The sequence below is a fragment of the Alistipes sp. genome, from assembly GCF_020026455.1.
Lineage (GTDB): Bacteria > Bacteroidota > Bacteroidia > Bacteroidales > Rikenellaceae > Alistipes.
Map to the genome: position 1 here is coordinate 1 of NZ_JAHHQJ010000017.1, position 17,984 is coordinate 17,984.

12 protein-coding genes are annotated in these 17,984 nt (G+C 63.0%); 10 read left to right on the forward strand and 2 right to left on the reverse strand.

Annotation, left to right across the window (positions count from 1 at the left end; all coding sequences use genetic code 11):
• Positions 1 to 190: 190 nt before the first annotated feature.
• Together rpsA and QZ460_RS09165 are read right to left on the reverse strand one after the other, a co-directional pair.
• A complete protein-coding gene (gene rpsA / locus QZ460_RS09160; protein WP_290541276.1) occupies positions 191 to 2,020 on the reverse strand; it encodes a 30S ribosomal protein S1 in 1,830 nt (609 codons plus the stop codon).
• 223 nt (positions 2,021 to 2,243) lie between these two features.
• Entirely contained in the window at positions 2,244 to 3,665 is a 1,422-nt protein-coding gene (locus QZ460_RS09165) for a bifunctional UDP-sugar hydrolase/5'-nucleotidase (RefSeq protein WP_290541277.1), read from the reverse strand.
• Positions 3,666 to 3,757: 92 nt separating this feature from the next.
• Here QZ460_RS09165 and QZ460_RS09170 point away from each other — a divergent pair, with 92 nt between their 5' ends.
• From QZ460_RS09170 to QZ460_RS09215, 10 genes are all read left to right on the forward strand, one after another.
• Positions 3,758 to 5,428: a nucleoside kinase gene (locus QZ460_RS09170; protein WP_290541278.1), complete on the forward strand. Its 1,671-nt coding sequence runs from the start codon at positions 3,758 to 3,760 to the stop codon at positions 5,426 to 5,428.
• Between the two features lie 283 nt (positions 5,429 to 5,711).
• Positions 5,712 to 8,537, forward strand: a complete 2,826-nt coding sequence (gene gcvP, locus QZ460_RS09175; protein WP_290541279.1) for an aminomethyl-transferring glycine dehydrogenase — start codon at positions 5,712 to 5,714, stop codon at positions 8,535 to 8,537.
• 493 nt (positions 8,538 to 9,030) lie between these two features.
• Complete coding sequence (locus QZ460_RS09180; protein WP_290541280.1) at positions 9,031 to 9,582, forward strand: peptidylprolyl isomerase; 552 nt, start codon at positions 9,031 to 9,033, stop codon at positions 9,580 to 9,582.
• A gap of 189 nt (positions 9,583 to 9,771) precedes the next feature.
• Positions 9,772 to 10,932: a WG repeat-containing protein gene (locus QZ460_RS09185; protein ID WP_290541281.1), complete on the forward strand. Its 1,161-nt coding sequence runs from the start codon at positions 9,772 to 9,774 to the stop codon at positions 10,930 to 10,932.
• A gap of 200 nt (positions 10,933 to 11,132) precedes the next feature.
• Positions 11,133 to 12,863 carry a DUF4954 family protein gene (locus tag QZ460_RS09190; protein WP_290541282.1) on the forward strand — a complete coding sequence of 577 codons (1,731 nt, stop codon included), beginning with the start codon at positions 11,133 to 11,135 and terminating at the stop codon, positions 12,861 to 12,863.
• Positions 12,864 to 12,881: 18 nt separating this feature from the next.
• The gene (locus QZ460_RS09195) at positions 12,882 to 13,739 is read left to right on the forward strand and encodes a VWA domain-containing protein (protein ID WP_290541283.1); all 858 of its coding nucleotides are present in this window, start codon (positions 12,882 to 12,884) and stop codon (positions 13,737 to 13,739) included.
• Between the two features lie 2 nt (positions 13,740 to 13,741).
• Positions 13,742 to 14,650 (forward strand): WG repeat-containing protein, encoded by a 909-nt coding sequence (locus QZ460_RS09200; RefSeq protein ID WP_290541284.1) that lies wholly within the window; start codon positions 13,742 to 13,744, stop codon positions 14,648 to 14,650.
• An 83-nt stretch (positions 14,651 to 14,733) separates the two neighbouring features.
• Positions 14,734 to 15,657, forward strand: coding sequence for a thioredoxin-disulfide reductase (gene trxB, locus QZ460_RS09205; protein ID WP_290541285.1), 924 nt, complete (start codon positions 14,734 to 14,736; stop codon positions 15,655 to 15,657).
• Between the two features lie 273 nt (positions 15,658 to 15,930).
• A complete protein-coding gene (locus QZ460_RS09210) occupies positions 15,931 to 16,854 on the forward strand; it encodes a ribonuclease Z (protein ID WP_290541286.1) in 924 nt (307 codons plus the stop codon).
• The gene (locus QZ460_RS09215) at positions 16,851 to 17,606 is read left to right on the forward strand and encodes an RNA methyltransferase (protein WP_290541287.1); all 756 of its coding nucleotides are present in this window, start codon (positions 16,851 to 16,853) and stop codon (positions 17,604 to 17,606) included. The genes QZ460_RS09210 and QZ460_RS09215 overlap by 4 nt, the downstream gene beginning before the upstream one ends.
• Positions 17,607 to 17,984: the final 378 nt, after the last annotated feature.

Below are 17,984 nucleotides of genomic sequence, written 5' to 3' on the forward strand. Positions count from 1 at the left end.
CATCCGTCCCATCCGTCCCATCCGTCCCATCCGTCCCATCCGTCCCATCCGTCCCATCCGTCCCGGCCGCACATCGTCCCACTCCCCCTGCCCCCTGACACACAAAAAGACGCCCGCACAGTTTCCTGTACGGGCGTCCGGCTATCGGATGCGGGGAGACTTACCCCCCCCGTCCTCTCTTCAGCGGAAATTACTCCTCCTTCTCGGCAGCAGCCTTCTTGGCCGACTTGGCCTCGGCAGCCTCCATGGCGCTCTTCAAAGCAGCCAGTCCGGCAATGTCACCGAGCGTCGTCTTCTCAACCGAAGCGTTGATCTTCTTCACGGTCGACTTCGTAGCGTCGGCAGCGGCACGCTTCTCGGCCTTCTCGGCAGCGACTTCGGCACGCTTTGCCTCCTCATACGTACGCAGGTGCGACAGGGTGATGCGCTTGGTAGCCTTCGCGAACTCCAGGATCTTGAAGTTGAGCTTGTCGCCCACCTTCGGGGTCGTTCCGTCCTCTTTCACGAGCTGACGTGCGGGGCAGAAGCCCTCGATGTTCTCGTCCAGAGCAACGACAGCGCCCTTGTCGGTCATCTCGGAGATCGTACCCTCGAGGATGCTGTCCACCGAGTACTGGCTCTCGAACTCATTCCAGGGATTCTCCTCCAGCTGCTTGTGTCCCAGCGAGAGGCGACGGTTTTCCTTGTCGATCTCCAGCACTACGACCTCGATGTCGGCACCTACCGACGTGAATTCGCCGGGATGCTTCACCTTCTTGGTCCAGCTCAGGTCCGAAATGTGGATCAGACCGTCGATGCCCTCCTCGATCTCGACGAATACGCCGAAGTTCGTGAAGTTACGCACCTTGGCCGTGGTCTTCGTGCCGACGGGATACTTGACCTCGATATTCTCCCAGGGATCGGGCGTAAGCTGCTTGATGCCGAGCGACATCTTGCGCTCCTCGCGGTCGAGGGTCAGGATAACGGCCTCGACTTCGTCGCCGACCTTCATGAACTCCTGAGCCGAACGCAGGTGCTGGCTCCACGACATTTCCGAAACATGGATCAGACCCTCCACACCGGGAGCGATCTCGACAAATGCACCGTAATCGGCCATCACGACCACACGGCCCTTCACCTTGTCTCCTACCTTGAGCGTCTGATCGAGAGCCTCCCACGGATGCGGGGTAAGCTGCTTGAGACCCAGGGCGATGCGCTTCTTGGCCTCGTCGAAGTCGAGGATCACGACATTGATCTTCTGATCGAGAGCCACGATCTCCTCGGGATGGTTTACACGGCCCCACGAGAGGTCGGTGATGTGGATCAGACCGTCGACACCGCCCAGGTCGACGAATACGCCGTAGGAGGTGATGTTCTTGACGGTTCCCTCGAGGATCTGTCCCTTCTCGAGCTTGGACATGATGACCTGCTTCTGAGCCTCGAGTTCGGCCTCGATGAGAGCCTTGTGCGACACGACCACGTTGCGGAACTCCTGGTTGATCTTCACGACCTTGAACTCCATGGTCTTGTCTACATATACATCGTAGTCGCGAATGGGTTTCACGTCGATCTGCGAACCGGGCAGGAATGCCTCGATTCCGAACACGTCTACGATCATACCGCCCTTCGTGCGGCACTTGATGTAGCCCTTGATGATTTCGTCCTTCTCCAGAGCCTCGTTGACACGATCCCAGGACTTGAGCTGACGGGCTTTCTTGTGCGAAAGGGCCAGCTGTCCGTTCTTGTCCTCAGCCGACTCAACGTAGACTTCGATCTTGTCGCCAACCTTCAGATCGGGGTTGTAGCGAAACTCCGATACGGGGATGATACCCTCGCTCTTATAGCCGACGTTTACGATAACCTCACGCTTGTTGACCCCCGTCACCGTTCCTTCGACCACTTCGCCGACGTTGACGTTCGAAAGCGTCTTGTCGTAGGCCTCGGTGATCTGAGCCTTGTCCTGGTCGTATACGCCCAGGTCGTTTTCAAAAGCGTTCCAGTCGAAATTTTCGTTTGCGACTACATTCTTTACTTCTTCCATTTGTGGAAATTTTTGCGATCCAATCGCTCGTTAATTGATTAATATTTAAAGTCATAACCCTCACTCAGGCATCATCGACGCACGAGCGAGGGTTACAAAGGTAGTGTTTTTCAGCGAATCTGCAAAAAATCAGCGGTTTATTTGCTCCGGAGCCTGCCGCCCGGCGGGTTCCCGACACAAGCCTCCGCCCAACCGTGCAACGGCCGGAATCCGGCGCGGGAGACTATCTTCTCCGAATCTCCTGCCGCGGCTTGTTGTCCGGGGTCAGCGGGCCGTCCTCCTGCAGCTCTTCGCGCAGCACGCCGGCGACCGTCTTTTCCGTGATCTCCCCGTCGGTATAGCTCAGGTCCCTGTAATTCCGGAAAACATAGTCGCTGACCGCCACCTCGTACACCTTTCCTTCGCGCAACTTCGGGAAAAGCACGTCGACGGCCTTGTCCGCGTCGTCGGTCACGATGACATAGGGCGTCGTCGCGATCAGGTCGATCTGATGCGCCTCCTTGCGGTTCTCCTCGTCGTTGTACTTCGAAACGATCATCCGGCGCATCTCTTCCGGCGTCATCCGCATCCGGGCAATCCGGGTTCCGAACGGCTCCAGATCGTACAGCCGGGCCACTCCGATGCCGCCTGCCGGGATCGAATCGAGACGCACGCCGCCGATGTGGTAAAGTCCGATGTCGGTCTCGGCCTCGTCGGCCACCGCCGCAGCCATCCAGTTGGCCAGCCCCCACTTGTCGGCCGTCGCGGCAAACTCCCCGACCGGCTTGTTCAGCTCGGGGGAGGCATAGCAACGATCCACCTCGGCCTGATACGACGCATCGGGCGCATATCCGTCCAGCGGCACGAGGCGGAAATCAATGTCTTCGATCTCCCTGCCGCGGAATCGCACCGTCGTAACGCCCACGTTTCTGAGGTATTTCCCGGTCTGCGTCAGGAGCGAGCCGTTGATCAGCGAGTCGATCTCCTCATGCGTATGCCCGCCGATCACCACATCAAACCGGGTCTCCTTGCCAAGCAGCTCCGCATCGCGGTCGTCGCCCATGTGCGACAGGAGCACCAGCAGGTCGACCTTCGGGCGCAGTTCGGCGGCATACTTCATCGCCATGGCCTGCGGATCGGGGAATTCCAGCCCCTGGAAACTCGACGCATTGCCCGCCGGATGCCCCGGGCCTTCGTAGTTGGTCACCACCCCGACAATACCGATGCGGATGCCGTCCTTCTCCAGCACGACATAGGGAGGCAGCTGCGGAAACGAGCAGGTGTCGCTCACCACGTTGGCACAAATCTCCTCAAACGCCATGCTGTCGATCATGCTCCCCAGAAACGCCTGCCCGTGGTCGAACTCGTGGTTGCCCAACGTCGCCACATCGTATCCGATCCGGTTCATCAGCGCGATCATCGGCATGCCGGGCGTAGCGGCCATGTCCACATAGGCATTCCCGGTCCAGCAGTCTCCGGCATCGACCAGCACCACCATCTGCGCCGTGTCGCGACACGCCTCGACGGCCGTAGCCAGCCGGGGGAAATTCTGAATTTTGGCGTGCATGTCGTTCGTCGAGAGCAGCACGAGCGTCCGTTCGCGGGGCGTGCAGGCCACAGCGGCGGCCGCCAGGAGAATCAGACTTGTGCGGAATAATCTTTTCATATTCGTCGTCATTGTTTTTCTTTATGGATGAAGTTTTGCCAAAAATATAAATAATTTCTATCTTTACAAACCGACAGTGTAAAAACTTTTCCATGAACAATACAGTCAAAATCATTTGCGAAAACGGCGTCGGCGAACTGGAGGTCCCTATGGGGACCCCGCTGGAAGAGGTTGCCACACACCTCACGCCGGGCCTTCATCCCTTCCTCGCAGCCTTCGTCAACAACAGCCTCCGGGAGCTGAGCTACAGAATATACGCCCCGGCAACGATCCGCTTCGTCGACATCACCTCCTTCGCCGGCATCCGCGTCTACCAGCGCACGGCCTGGTTCCTGCTGCAGAAGGCCGTCAAGGACCTCTACCCGGACCAGACGCTCCACATCCGCCACTCGATGGGCCAGAGCGGGTTCTACTGCGAGATCGACGGCATCGACGAGTTCACCCCCGCCGAGGCGGCGCAGCTGCGCGACCGCATGCGGGAACTCTCCGCCCGCAACCTGCCCATCACGCGCCAGCGCATGCTCACCTCCGAGGTCCGGGCGCGCTATGCCGAGGAGGGATTCACCGACAAGATCGCGCTGCTGGACACCCGTCCGCGGCTTTACAGCCAGCTCTACACGCTCGACGACACGGCGGGTTACTTCTACGGCTCGCTGGCCCCCTCGACGGGCTACGTCCCGCTCTTCGACATCGAACCCTACTACAACGGCTTCTACCTGGCCCTCCCGCTGCGCACCTCGCCCGACACGCTTCACCGCAACGTCCACCAGGAGAAGATGTTCAGCATCTTCCAGGAATACCAGTCGTGGGTCCGGATCATGGGCGTCCCCACCGTCGGCGACGTCAATTCGAAGGTGCTCGCGGGCGACGGCGGCGGCCTGATCAAACTGGCCGAAGCCTTCCACGAACGCAAGTTCGCCTGGGTGGCCGACACCATCTACGACGCCCTTCTTTCGCGGGGCACCCGCATGGTGCTGATCTCGGGACCTTCCAGCAGCGGCAAGACCACCTCGGCCAAACGGCTGGGCATCCAACTGGGGGTACTGGGACTGAATCCGGTGCTGATCTCGCTCGACGACTACTTCGTCGACCGCGAGAAAACCCCGAAGGACGCCGACGGCAACTACGACTACGAGGCGCTCGAAGCCATCGACCTGGCACTGTTCAACGACCACCTGACGCGCCTGATCCGGGGCGAGAGCGTCGACATCCCGCGCTACGACTTCATCACGGGGCGGCGCACGTGGCACAACGCGCCGCTGACGCTCGACGAGCGTTCGATCCTCATCATCGAGGGCATCCACGGCCTGAATCCGCGCCTCACGCCCTCGATCCCCGACTCGCAGAAGTTCCGCATCTACATCTCGTGCTTCACGTCCGTGGCGATGGACAACCTCTCGCGCATCGCCACCACGGACAACCGCCTGCTGCGGCGCCTGACGCGCGACTACCGCCAGCGCGGGGCCGACGCCCTGGCGACGCTTTCGCGCTGGGCCTCGGTGCGCCGCGGCGAGGAGAAACACATCTTCCCCTACCAGGAGAACGCCGACATCATGCTCAATTCGTCGCTGTTCTACGAGATCTCGGTACTGCGGCCCTTCGCCGAGAAGATCCTCCGCGAGGTCCCCGACACGGTCCCCGAGTACGACGAGGCACGACGCATGCTCAAGTTCCTCGACAACTTCATCCCCATCGCCCCCGACGAAATTCCACCCACCTCGATTCTGCGCGAATTCATCGGCGGCAGCAGTTTTCAATATTAAGCGCAGAATATTTTGTGCGTCCGTTTCTTTTATTTTACCTTTGCGTGTCGGCGCACCCCACGCTCCTCCGCCCCGCCCGAAGCGAGGGGCCCGAAGTGAGGAGGGCCGGAGCAAGGGAGGCCCCGGAGTGAGAAGAGCCCGGAGTGAAGGAGTCCCGAAGCATAGCCCCGAAGCAAGCGACTGGGCAGCGATGCAGGCTTCCGTCCCGAGGGCGGGAGCTCTCGGCCGGGATAAAAAACCGATATAAAAAGCGCATACAGTCAATAAAAAAACATACCGTTCCATGTTCGATCAATTTTCCGAACGCCATATCGGCGTCAGCAACGAAAAAGACCTGAAAGCCATGCTCGATGTGATCGGCGTGCAATCCGTCGACGAACTCATTTCGCAGGTGATTCCCCAATCCATCCGGCTCCGCAAACCGCTCGCACTGCCCGCCGAGGGAATGAGCGAATACGAATTCGCGGCGCACATCCGCGACCTTGCCGACCGCAACCAGCCCTACCGCTCGTTCATCGGCATGGGCTACTACCCCTCGGCCGTTCCGGCCGCCGTGACGCGCAACATCTTCGAGAACCCCGCCTGGTACACCTCCTACACGCCCTATCAGGCCGAGATTTCGCAGGGCCGCCTCGAGGCGCTGCTGAACTTCCAGACTGCCGTGATCTCGCTCACGGGCATGGAGATCGGCAACTGCTCGCTGCTGGACGAGGGCACGGCCGCCGCCGAAGCGATGGCGATGATGTTTTCCCTGCGTTCGCGCGAAGCCGTCCGCGAGGGGCGCAACCAGTTCTTCGTCGACCGCAACCTCTTCCCGCAGACGCTCGACGTACTGCTCACGCGCAGCGAACCCTTCGGCATCGAACTGATTGTCGACGACTACGACGAATATGAATTTACGGGACGGGAGTTCGGCGCCATCGTGCAGTATCCGGCCGCCGACGGCCGGGTGCGCGACTACGCGGACTTCACGGCCGCGGCACACGCCAAGGGTGCGCTCGTAACGGTCGCCGCCGACCTGCTGTCGCTGGCGCTCCTGAAGGCCCCGGGCGAATGGGGAGCCGACATCGCCGTCGGTTCGGCGCAGCGCCTCGGCACGCCGATGGGCTTCGGAGGTCCCGCCGCGGGCTACATGACCACCCGCGAGGCGTTCAAGCGCAACATGCCGGGCCGCATCATCGGCGTCTCGGTCGACCGCCTGGGCAACAAGGCGCTGCGCATGGCCTTGCAGATGCGCGAGCAGCACATCAAGCGCGAGCGCGCCACGTCGAACATCTGCACCGCCTCGGCCCTGATGGCCTCGATGACGGGCTTCTACTGCGTCTACAACGGCCCCGAAGGGCTGCGCCGCGCGGCTGAAACCGCCCACCTGGCCGCCGCCACCGTAGCCCGCGCGCTCGAGGCGATGGACTACCGCCTCGCATCGAAGGATTTCTTCGACACGCTCGAAGTCGAGGCCGAAGCCGCCGTCGTGCAGTCGCTGGCGCTCGAGCAGGGCATCAACTTCTACTACCCGTCCGAAGGGCGCGTGCGCATGTCGTTCGACGAGGTGACCTCCGCTTCGGAGATCGAGACCGTCGTGGGCATCTTCGCCGCAGCCAAAGGCAAGAAAACCAAGGCCGTAAAGGCCGTCACCGAAAGTTGTGTTCCAGCTGCCCTGCGCCGCCAGTCGTCCTATCTGCAGGAGCCCGTATTCAACTCCTACCGCTCGGAAAGCGCCCTGATGCGCTACATCAAGAAACTGGAATTGAGGGACATCTCGCTGGCCAATTCAATGATCTCTTTAGGTTCGTGCACCATGAAGCTCAACGCCGCGGCGCTCATGCAGCCCCTGTCGCTGGCCGGCTTCCAGAACATGCACCCCTTCGCCCCGGCCGACCAGGCCAAGGGCTATATGGACCTGATCGCCGGTCTGGAACAGGATCTGGCAACGATCACCGGCTTCGCAGCCTGCTCCCTGCAACCCAATTCGGGCGCAGCGGGCGAATACACGGGGCTGATGGTCATCCGCGCCTACCACCAGAGCCGCGGGCAGGGCTACCGCAACGTGGTGCTGATCCCTGCATCGGCCCACGGCACGAACCCCGCGTCGGCGGCCATGGCCGGCATGAAGATCGTGACGGTGGCATGCGACGCCAACGGCAACATCGACGTCGCCGACCTCGAAGCCAAGGCCAAAGAGTACGCATCGGAGCTGTGCGGCCTGATGGTCACCTATCCCTCGACGCACGGCGTCTTCGAGAGCCGCATCCGCGAGATCGTGGATGCCGTCCACGACGCCGGCGGGCAGGTCTACATGGACGGCGCGAACATGAACGCACAGGTGGGGCTGACCAACCCCGGCTACATCGGGGCCGACGTCTGCCACCTCAACCTCCACAAAACCTTCGCCATGCCTCACGGCGGCGGCGGCCCGGGCGTAGGCCCAATCTGCGTCGCCGAGCACCTGCGGGCCTTCCTGCCGTCGCATCCGGTCGTCGCCACAGGCGGCGACGAGGGCATCACGGCCGTAGCTTCGGCCCCGTGGGGTTCGGCGCTGCTCTTCCCGATCACCTACGGCTACATCAAAATGCTGGGGGCCAAGGGACTGCGCAAAGCCACCGAAATGGCCATCGTCAACGCCAACTACATGTCGGCGGCACTGGCCGCGGAGTACCGCACCTACTATTCGGGCGAGACGGGACGCGTGGGTCACGAGATGATCCTCGACCTCACGTCCTTCAAGAAGGATTACAACATCGACTGCGGCGATATCGCCCACCGGCTGATGGACTACGGCTTCCACGCCCCGACGCTCTCGTTCCCCGTGCACGAGACGCTGATGGTCGAGCCGACCGAGTCGGAGCCCAAAGAGGAAATGGACCGCTTCATCGAGGCACTCATAGCCATCAAGCGCGAATGCGAGGCGGCCGTCGGGCAGGCGGACAACGTCGTGGTGAACGCGCCCCACACGGCCCGGGAGTTGGCCGGAGCCTGGGAACACCCCTACTCGCGCGAGCAGGCGGCATTCCCGCTCGCATGGATCGGCGAGGCGAAGTTCTTCCCCTATGTCTCGAAGATCGACAACGGCTACGGCGACCGCAACCTCTGCTGCCGCAACTGCGAATAAGGCAGCGGCGACAACCCGAAAAAAACGGCGGCAATGCGAAATTGCCGCCGTTTTACGGATTGCGGCACGATTATTTCCTGCGATTATTTGGCAACTCGCCCCGAAGTGCGTACCTTTGGCGACCTAAGGAGCCTTTGTCTCAGCGAAAAGGCAACCGGGGGGGGGCAAAGAGACAACTGCAGACAGCAGGGAGGCAACCGGGGGGGGGGCCGCAAGGAGGCAACTGCGGGCTGAGAGAAGACAGCCGCGAATAGGGAGAAAGCGACTGCGGACAAGCGAGAGGGAGGGGACAAGTCCTCCGAGGACTCGGCGGCCGCACGCGAAGTATCGCCCCGAAGAGGGGATTGGGCGGGCTTGCAAACACCGCCAGCGGCAACGGACACAGCGGCCGGCAGGAACAGGCACGGCAGGAGGCGGCAACGGACACAACCGCCGGCGGCGACGGATACGGCAGCAACAAAACGGAAAAACTTAATACATAACACGATTCAACATGAAAGTAGAAAACAACAAAATGGTCGGCGTAGACTACAAGCTCACCGTCGACGGACAGATCGCGGACCAGTCGCGTCCGGGCCAGCCGCTCGAATTCATCTTCGGAACGGGCATGCTGCTCCCCAAATTCGAGGAGGCCATCCTCGGCAAGGAGGTCGGCGAATCGGTTGCGTTCACGCTCGAGGCCAAGGACGGCTACGGCGAAGTGATCGCCGATGCGATCGTCGACCTGCCGAAAGAGATATTCATGGTCGACGGCAAGCTCGCCGAGGACATCCTCTTCGAGGGCAGCCAGGTGCCGATGAGCGACGCCCAGGGCAACCGCATGATGGGCATCGTCAAGCAGGTCGGCGAATCGACCGTGAAGATGGACTTCAACCACCCGATGGCGGGCAAGACGCTCAACTTCGAAGTGGAGGTGGTTTCGGTGCGCGACGTGACGCCCGAGGATCTGCAGGGCGGATGTTCGTGCGGCGACTGCGGCGAAGGCTGTGGCGATGGTTGCGGCGAAGGCTGCGGCGACCACGACGGACACTGCAATTGCCACTAACAGGCGCAAGAGGCCTGTCTGCGGAACTGCCGCGCGGCGAAGCGATTGCGGACAGGCATTGTGCTTTCGGGCGGACGGCGCCCATTCCACGAAAAAACCGGGCCTTCGGGTCCGGTTTTTTTCGTGGTTTTTCGTAACTTGCACCGGCTCCGAAGAATCGGGCGACATCAAAAATCCGATTTTCGCAACGTGTTTACCCTCCGCCAATACCTGCTGACCCTTCACGACTCGCGCGGTCTAACCCGCACGCTGGGCGAAATCGACGTGTGCCGTGACGAACAGGGACGCCCCTGCTTCAGCATCGGCAATTCCGCCGCCGTATTCCGTATCCGCCGCGACGGACGCATCCGCACGCTGCGCTGCTACCTGCGCCCGATGCGCCACCTGAAGGAAATCTACGGCGAACGGCTTCTCGAAAAGGAGCTATACCTGCACACCTCGCCCGAAACCGGGATTTGGGCCGATGCGGTCATCGGCGACTGGATCGAAGGCTCCACCCTGTACGAAGCCGCGATGCAAGCCGCCGAACACAGGGACCGCGGGCGACTGCAGGATCTCGGCCGGCAGTTCGACCGGCTGGCCCTGGACCTGGTCACGGACGACTGCGCCCACGGGGATCTGAAACCCGAAAACATCATCGTCGCCCGGGACGGCACCCTGCATCCGATCGACCTCGACGCCTCGTACCTGCCCGCCTTCGCCGGGGAGAGCAGCCCCGAGCTGGGAACGGCGGCCTACCAGCATCCGGCCCGCACGGCCTTAGACTTCGACGAACGGATCGACGACTACCCTGCGGCGCTGATCGCGACGGCGCTGCACGCGCTGGCTGAAGATCCTGCACTCCGGGAACGTTGCGAAAGTTCCGACGGATTGCTCTACACGCCCCAGCGGATTGCCTCCGATCGGGCCTACCGGGAGACGCTCGCGCTGTTCAAGCGTCGCGGCATGGCTGTCCGCTACCGCATTGCGCAGCTGCTCACGGCGCCCACCCCGCGGCTCTTCGGCCTTGCGGAGCTGCTCGCCGAGGCGGTACGGGAAACCAGTGCCGGACAGGGCGGGACGGAGGATGAGACGCCCGAGCTATTCGTCGAAAACGGCCTCTGGGGCTACCGCACGGCAGAACGCGTCGTCATCGCGCCGCTCTACGACAACGGCTTCGACTTCACCGAGGGGCTGGCTGCAGTTCAGCTCGGCAACACGTGGCACTACATCGACACGGCGGGGTGTACGCGGCTGAGCTGTCCGGGCTGCGAGGCGGTGAAGCCGTTCCGCGACGGAAAGGCACAGGTCGTGTGCAACGGCGAGCGGCAGGAGATCGCCCATCCGCTGGAAACGTTCCGACGGCCGTAAGTCGGGGCGGCAGAGCGGGGCCGGACCGGCGCTTTCGGCCAAAATCCGCTTCGCGGCAGCCGGTCGCCGCAGGCATGTCGCCGCATCCCGTGCAAAGCCCCCCGGTGCGCCGCGGTCGGACGAAAAGAGGAGTTCGCGGAGCGGGTTCATGAAATTTAAATGCAATTTGTTATATTTGCATCTAAATAACCCCACAATCAATGGTTTCATTCAGAAAATTGACCGCCGCGGAGACCGCCGCCCTCGAAGCCCTCGGCAATTCGGCCGAGGACTGGTCGAAGGTGTTGGTTTCAAGCGACTTCAAGCCATCGCAGCTGATGCAGAGCCGCCTGGAAGGAGCCGTAGAGATCGGTGCCGGGGCCCGCATCGTCCGTTCGCGCGTGGCCAACTACCGCATCGGGGAAGGTTCGTTCGTGGAAGGAGTCACGGCCCTCGAATGCCGCCACCGCTCGGCCTTCGGCAACGGCACGGGTGTGGCCACGATGAACGAATGCGGCGGACGCACGGTGAAGATCAGCGAGCGGATGTCGGCACAGGTCGCCTACATCATGGCCGTTTACCGCCACCGTCCGCAGACCATCGCCGCACTCGAAAAAATGATCGGCGACCAGGCCGAAGAGCGCTCGTCGGAGATCGGGCAGGTGGGGAGCAACTGCCGCATCGTCGGGGCGCGCTTCATCCGCGAGGTCCGCATCGGCAACGGAGTCGTAATCGACGGCGCCTCGGTCCTCCAAAATGCAACGCTCTGCGACGGCGTGCACATCGGCGTGGACGTCAAGGCCTACGACCTGATCGCCGCCGAAGGGTCGCTCATCGACAACGGAGCGACCGTCGAACGCTGCTTCGTCGGCGAAAGCTGCCGGCTGGACAAGGGATTCACGGCCGCAGAGTCGCTGTTCTTCGCCAACTCGCACTGCGAAAACGGCGAGGCCGCCTCGATATTCGCGGGGCCCTACACCGTCTCACACCACAAATCGTCGCTGCTGATCGCCGGCATGTTCTCGTTCTTCAACGCCGGCAGCGGATCGAACCAGAGCAACCATCTCTTCAAGAGCGGAGCCGTGCATCAGTCGGTACATCTGCGCGGCTGCAAGTTCGCCAGCAGCGCCTACATCATGTCGCCCGCACTCGAAGGGGCCTTCACGATGGTCATGGGGCACCACTCCCACCACCACGACACCTCGGCCTTCCCCTACTCCTATCTGATCGAGAAGGAGGGACGTTCGCACCTCATGCCGGGAGCCAACCTCACCAGTTTCGGCGCCGTGCGCGACATCGAGAAGTGGCCCGCCCGCGACCGACGCACCGTCAAGCGCGACGTGATCAGTTTCGAGGAGTACAACCCCTACGTCACGGGCGCCATGCTCCAGGCCGTGGACATCCTCCACACACTCCAGGAGCAGGACCCCGACGCCACGGTGTTCACCCACAACAAGACCCTGATCCGCTCGGCGGCCCTGCAACGGGGGATCAAGTTCTACAACAAGGCCATCGTGGCGGCGTTGGGCGCAATGCTCTCCAAAGGGAGCCCGAATCCGCACCACAGCGGCGACGGGCAGTGGCTCGATGTGGGCGGGCAGTACATCACCCGCCGTGAGACCGAGGCGATCCTCGCGGCCGTGGACAGCGGCGAACTGACCACGACCGAGGCCGTGGACAACCGTTTCCGGAGCTTCGCCGTCCACTACGACGACTATGCCCACAGCTGGGCCAAACAGATTTACGCCGCCCTGCTCGGGCACACGCCTACCGCCGACGAAATAGCCGAGGCAGTCGCCGCGGGAAGCAACGCCCACGCCTCGATGCGCCGGACGACCGACGCCGACCGCGACCGCGACCAGTCGCTCAACATGGCCGTCAGCTACGGTCTCGACGCAACGAGCGAGGAGGAGCGACGCGAAGACTACTACGCGGTCCGCGGGCTGAAATAGAAGAACATACGACGCAACATGTATACGCAGAGCATTACACGCACCCATCGCACCGCCTTCATCATCGCGATCGACGGCTCGGGGTCGATGGCCGAAAAAATCAGGTTCCGCGGCCGGCAGATGACCAAGGCCGAAGCCGTGGCCGCCATAACGAACGGCTTGCTGTTCGAACTGATCGAACGCGCCCGCCGCAGCGACGGCGTGAGGGACTACTACGACATCGCCGTGATCGGATACTCGGGCGACAACGAGGTATACTCCCTGCTGCCGGGAGGCAGGGAGCTGATCTCCGTGACGGAGCTGGCCGCCGGAGAGCCTCCGATAAAGACCGAAACCGTCGAATACCGGTTGCCCGACGGAAGCATCTCCCTGCGCGAAATCCCCTGCCCGACATGGGTCGAGCCCCTGGCTGCCGGACAGACCCCGATGAGCGAAGCCCTGCGCCGCGTGCGCGACATCGCAGCGGCATGGTGCGCCGACCCGGCACATAGCGAAAGTTTCCCGCCGATCGTCTTCAACATCACCGACGGAGAGGCCACCGACTGCGACGACGCCGAACTGAGCGCCGTGGCCGGACAACTCAAATCGATCTGCACGGCCGACGGCAACGTGCTGCTGGTGAACATCCACATCGCCGCGGGCGACTCGCCGTACACCGTATTCTTCCCCTCGGCCGAAGAGGCCTCGTATCCCAACCGCTATGCCGCGCTGCTCTACGAGTGCTCGAGCCCCATGCCCGAGGTCTTCGAACAGGCGATCCGTCAGGCCAAAGGCCCCGGCGCCCTGCCGCCGTTCCGCGGCATGAGCTTCAACGCCTCGGCCGAGGAACTGATCACGATGCTCAACATCGGATCCATCAGCGTAAAAACCGAATAGAGATGACACCGACGCTGCAACTCTTCACCCGGGCGCTGCTAACACCCGACCTCTCGTTCGGAACCCTCGCCGAGGCCCGGGCGGCAACCGGGGCCGACCGCCTGCCGCGGCTCATGCGCACGACGCGGTTCGTCGAGGCCGAAATCGCGTGGAACGACCGCCAATGGCTGCTCTCGATGCCGCTCTCGCCCGCCGCACTGGCCTCGGTGGAACGGACAGCCTCGCAACTCGGACGCCTCAACACCGACCGTCTCGCCGAGTACCGTATCCTGAGGGACGAACTGCGGTGTACGGACCCGGAAGGCCGTCAGCACCGGTTCGACCTGGTGCTTCAACTCCTCCCCGCGGGAAAACCGTTTGCCGAAGCACTCCACACGCAACCCGCCGAGCGGCTGCTCGCGGCACTCGACGACCTCGAAACGGCACTGCGGGAGCTGAACTTCTCGCACAACAACCTCCGGGCCGAGAACCTGCGCTGGTCAGGCGGAGGGTTCGTGCCGCTGCGCTACCACGACGCGCATTTCGGCCCTTCGGGAGACGGCGCGGCCTTCGAGGTCCTGCGCGAGCAGGTTCGCCGGACGGCCGACCCGATGTGTGTCGGCGACACGGAGGCCGTCTATGCCCCGCACCGCCGCCCGACGGGTCACCGCTGGACGAGCCACGTCTTCGAAGGGCTGGTCTGTGTCGAGGACGACGAGGGATTCGGATTCGTAGACACGGAGAACAACCCCGTAATCCGGGCGCAGTACATCTGGGCCGGGGATTTCCGCGAAGGGCGCGCCGAGATCGAGCCCCCCACGGGGATGGGGCTGATCGACCGTCAGGGGCATTACGTCATCCCGCCCCAGTATGAGATCGTCGACTATGTGCCGGCCGAAAGCATCGTCCGGGTGCGAAAAGACGGCCGTTGAGCGGAATTCGACTACCTGGGGCAACGTCTGACGGAATTCGAAGCCCCCGGAACGAGTGAAACAAACCAATAACAACAGATACCATGGAAGAACAAGTAAGAGTACTGATCATCGGCAGCGGCCCCGCAGGGTACACCGCCGCCATCTACGCCTCGCGCGCCAACCTCAAGCCGGTGCTTTACGAAGGACTCGAACCGGGAGGACAGCTGACGACGACAACCGACGTCGAGAATTTCCCGGGACACCCCGACAGCGTGAGCGGTCCCGACCTGATGGGGCTGATGCGTAAGCAGGCCGAGCGCTTCGGCGCCGACATCCGCACGGGCAACGTCACGCGCGCGGACCTCTCGTCGCGTCCGTTCCACATCGTGATCGACGGCGAGAAGGAGATCAAGGCCGAAACGCTGATCATAGCCACGGGAGCCACGGCCAAGTATCTCGGTCTGCCGTCCGAGACCAAATTCCGCGGACAGGGCGTCAGCGCCTGCGCCACATGCGACGGATTCTTCTACCGCCGCAAGGACGTGGCCGTGGTCGGCGGCGGCGACACGGCCTGCGAAGAGGCCACCTACCTCGCATCGCTCTGCCGCAAGGTCTACCTGATCGTGCGCAAGCCCTTCCTGCGTGCCTCGAAGGCGATGCAGGAGCGGGTGTTCAACACACCGAACATCGAGGTGCTGTTCGAGCACAACACCGCCGAGGTGCTGGGCGACGAGTCGGGCGTGACGGGGGCCCTGCTGCGCAAAAACGACGGCTCGGAAACGCAGATCGACATCGCGGGATTCTTCCTGGCGATCGGCCATCACCCCAACACGGAGCTTTTCGCCGACCAGCTGCAGCTCGACGCCGAAGGCTACATCAAGGTCGAGCCGGGAACGTCGAAGACCAACATCGAGGGCGTCTTCGCCGCCGGAGACGTGAAGGATCCCCACTACCGTCAGGCCATCACGGCGGCAGCGTCGGGATGCATCGCCGCACTGGACTGCGAGCGGTTCCTGCTGAAATAGGACGACTGCGAGGCGATCCCCTTCGGCGCTTTGCCGGAGGGGATGCGGCCCCGCATCGCACGGAGCGGCCGGGAGGACGCGGGGAAGGCGAGGGAGAAGAGGATTTCGTCTCCGCCCACACCCCGATCACCGCGGCGGGCGCACACGCAAAAAGCAACGCCGGCAGCAGAGCCCGAAGAGGCTGAAGAGGCCCCGGATTCCGGGGTATCCTGACGGCCGACCGGCTTCCGGCGAGAAGGACAACACATAACGAACAGACAAAAAACAGACAAATTGAGTTTCTCGGTTACCATATTGGGCTCTTCCTCCGCGAAGCCGACCATCGACCGCCACCCCTCGGCGCAAGCGGTCAACATCCACGAACAGTATTACCTCGTGGATGCCGGCGAGGGTGTGCAGCAGCAGCTGGTGCGTTACGGAATCAACCCGCTGAAAATCCGGGCCGTATTCATCTCGCATCTCCACGGAGACCATGTCTTCGGGCTCTTTCCGCTCATCTCGACGCTGGCGCTATACGGCCGCAAGACCCCGCTGAAGGTCTTCGCCCCGGCACCCTTCGGCGAGATCCTGGACTGTCACCTCCGGTATTTCGACTCGGAGCTGCCCTACACCGTCTCGTGGTGCGAGGTGGACACCACCAAGCATGCCCTGCTGCTGGAGAACCGCACCCTCGAGGTGTGGAGCATCCCCCTGCGCCACCGTGTGCCGTGCGCCGGATTTCTGTTCCGCGAAAAGGAGCCGCCGCTGAACGTCGAAAAGTTCAAGATCGCCAAATACGGACTTTCCATCGCACAGATCACCGCCGCCAAGCGGGGCGAGGAGATATGGCTGGAGACGGGCGAGGTGATCCCCAATGAGGAGCTGACCTACCGCCCCCATGCGCCGCGCTCGTATGCCTACCTTTCGGACACGAACTTCTCGGCCAAGGCCGCGGGGCTGTGCCGGGGCGTCGATCTGATGTATCACGAGGCGACCTATGCCGCCACCGAACAGCGGAGCGCCAAAGACCGCGGCCACTCGACCACGACGGACGCAGCGAAAGCCGCCCTGAAGGCGGGCGCCAAACGGCTCGTGATCGGGCACTACTCGTCGCGCTACAAGGACGAAATGCCGCTGGTCGAGGAGACGCGGGCGCTCTTTGCCGAAAGTTACCCGGCGATTGAAGGAACCACCTACACCATCGAAAAACAACGATGACAAAAGCCGACATACAACTCGTCCGCGCACTGGCCGACAAACGCGGCCGCACGGAGCACGGACTTTTCGTCGCCGAAGGGGAGAAACTCATCAGCGAACTGCGCGCGTCGCACCTCTCCGTACGCAGGATATTCTCGCTGGAGGGGGTTTTCAGCGGTCCCGAGGTCGAGACCGTCACCCCGCGCGACATGGAGCGGCTCTCGCTGCTCAAGACCCCGAACAACTCGCTGGCGCTGGTCGAAATCCCGCACTGCGCCCTGAAGCCGGAGCGGCTGCAGGGACGGCTGACGCTGGCCCTCGACGATGTGCAGAACCCCGGCAATCTGGGCACGATCATCCGGCTGGCCGACTGGTTCGGAATCACGGACATCGTCTGCTCCGAGGGCTCGGCCGACTGTTTCAACCCCAAGGTCGTACAGGCCACGATGGGGGCGATCCTGCGCGTCCGGGTACACTACACCGATCTGCCGGCGCTGCTTGCGAAGGCCGCCGCGCAGGGACTTCCCGTCTGCGGGACCTTTCTCGAGGGGGAGAACATCTACCAAACCGAGCTGAAGCCGGCGGGCATCGTCGTGATGGGAAACGAAGGGCGCGGAATCACCGACGCCGTGGCCCGCACCGTCACGCAGAAGCTCTTCATCCCGCCCTGGCCGGCCGACCGCAGGGGGTCGGAATCGCTGAACGTCGCCATGGCCACGGGCATCGTCTGCGCCGAATTCCGCCGTCAAGCTGGCGCAAAAGCCGGGAAATAAAGCCCTGCGGGAGCGCTTCGGAATCGCACGGCAGGGTTGCCCCAAGGCCGGGGCGCAGGGGGGATAAGGCATGCTGCCGCGGCGGAAGCGTGCGGGGGCAGACGGCATGCAAGGATGTGCGAAGGTGGGCGGCATCCGAAAGAGTAGGGCGGCGAAGGCTTGCGGCATGCAAGGATGTGCCGCGGCGGAAGCATGCGGAGGCAGACGGCATGCGGCATGCAAGGATATGCGAAGGTAGGCAGCATCCGAAAGAGTAGGGCGGCGAAGGCTTGCGGCATGCAAGGATGTGCCGCGGAGGCTTGCGGCAAGCGAGGATACAGCCGTGAAGGCGCCGGCGGGTGGCAAAAGACCCTGTCGGGAGAGAGCGGAGGCCGCGTC

Bases quoted from the DNA above. Each gene is read 5' to 3' on its own strand.
- QZ460_RS09190 (WP_290541282.1), top strand. From the start codon at position 11,133: ATGGTTTCATTCAGAAAATTGACCGCCGCGGAGACCGCCGCCCTCGAA.
- trxB (WP_290541285.1), top strand. From the start codon at position 14,734: ATGGAAGAACAAGTAAGAGTACTGATCATCGGCAGCGGCCCCGCAGGG.
- QZ460_RS09170 (WP_290541278.1), top strand. From the start codon at position 3,758: ATGAACAATACAGTCAAAATCATTTGCGAAAACGGCGTCGGCGAACTG.
- rpsA (WP_290541276.1), bottom strand. From the start codon at position 2,020: ATGGAAGAAGTAAAGAATGTAGTCGCAAACGAAAATTTCGACTGGAAC.
- gcvP (WP_290541279.1), top strand. From the start codon at position 5,712: ATGTTCGATCAATTTTCCGAACGCCATATCGGCGTCAGCAACGAAAAA.
- QZ460_RS09195 (WP_290541283.1), top strand. From the start codon at position 12,882: ATGTATACGCAGAGCATTACACGCACCCATCGCACCGCCTTCATCATC.
- QZ460_RS09180 (WP_290541280.1), top strand. From the start codon at position 9,031: ATGAAAGTAGAAAACAACAAAATGGTCGGCGTAGACTACAAGCTCACC.
- QZ460_RS09165 (WP_290541277.1), bottom strand. From the start codon at position 3,665: ATGAAAAGATTATTCCGCACAAGTCTGATTCTCCTGGCGGCCGCCGCT.
- QZ460_RS09215 (WP_290541287.1), top strand. From the start codon at position 16,851: ATGACAAAAGCCGACATACAACTCGTCCGCGCACTGGCCGACAAACGC.
- QZ460_RS09200 (WP_290541284.1), top strand. From the start codon at position 13,742: ATGACACCGACGCTGCAACTCTTCACCCGGGCGCTGCTAACACCCGAC.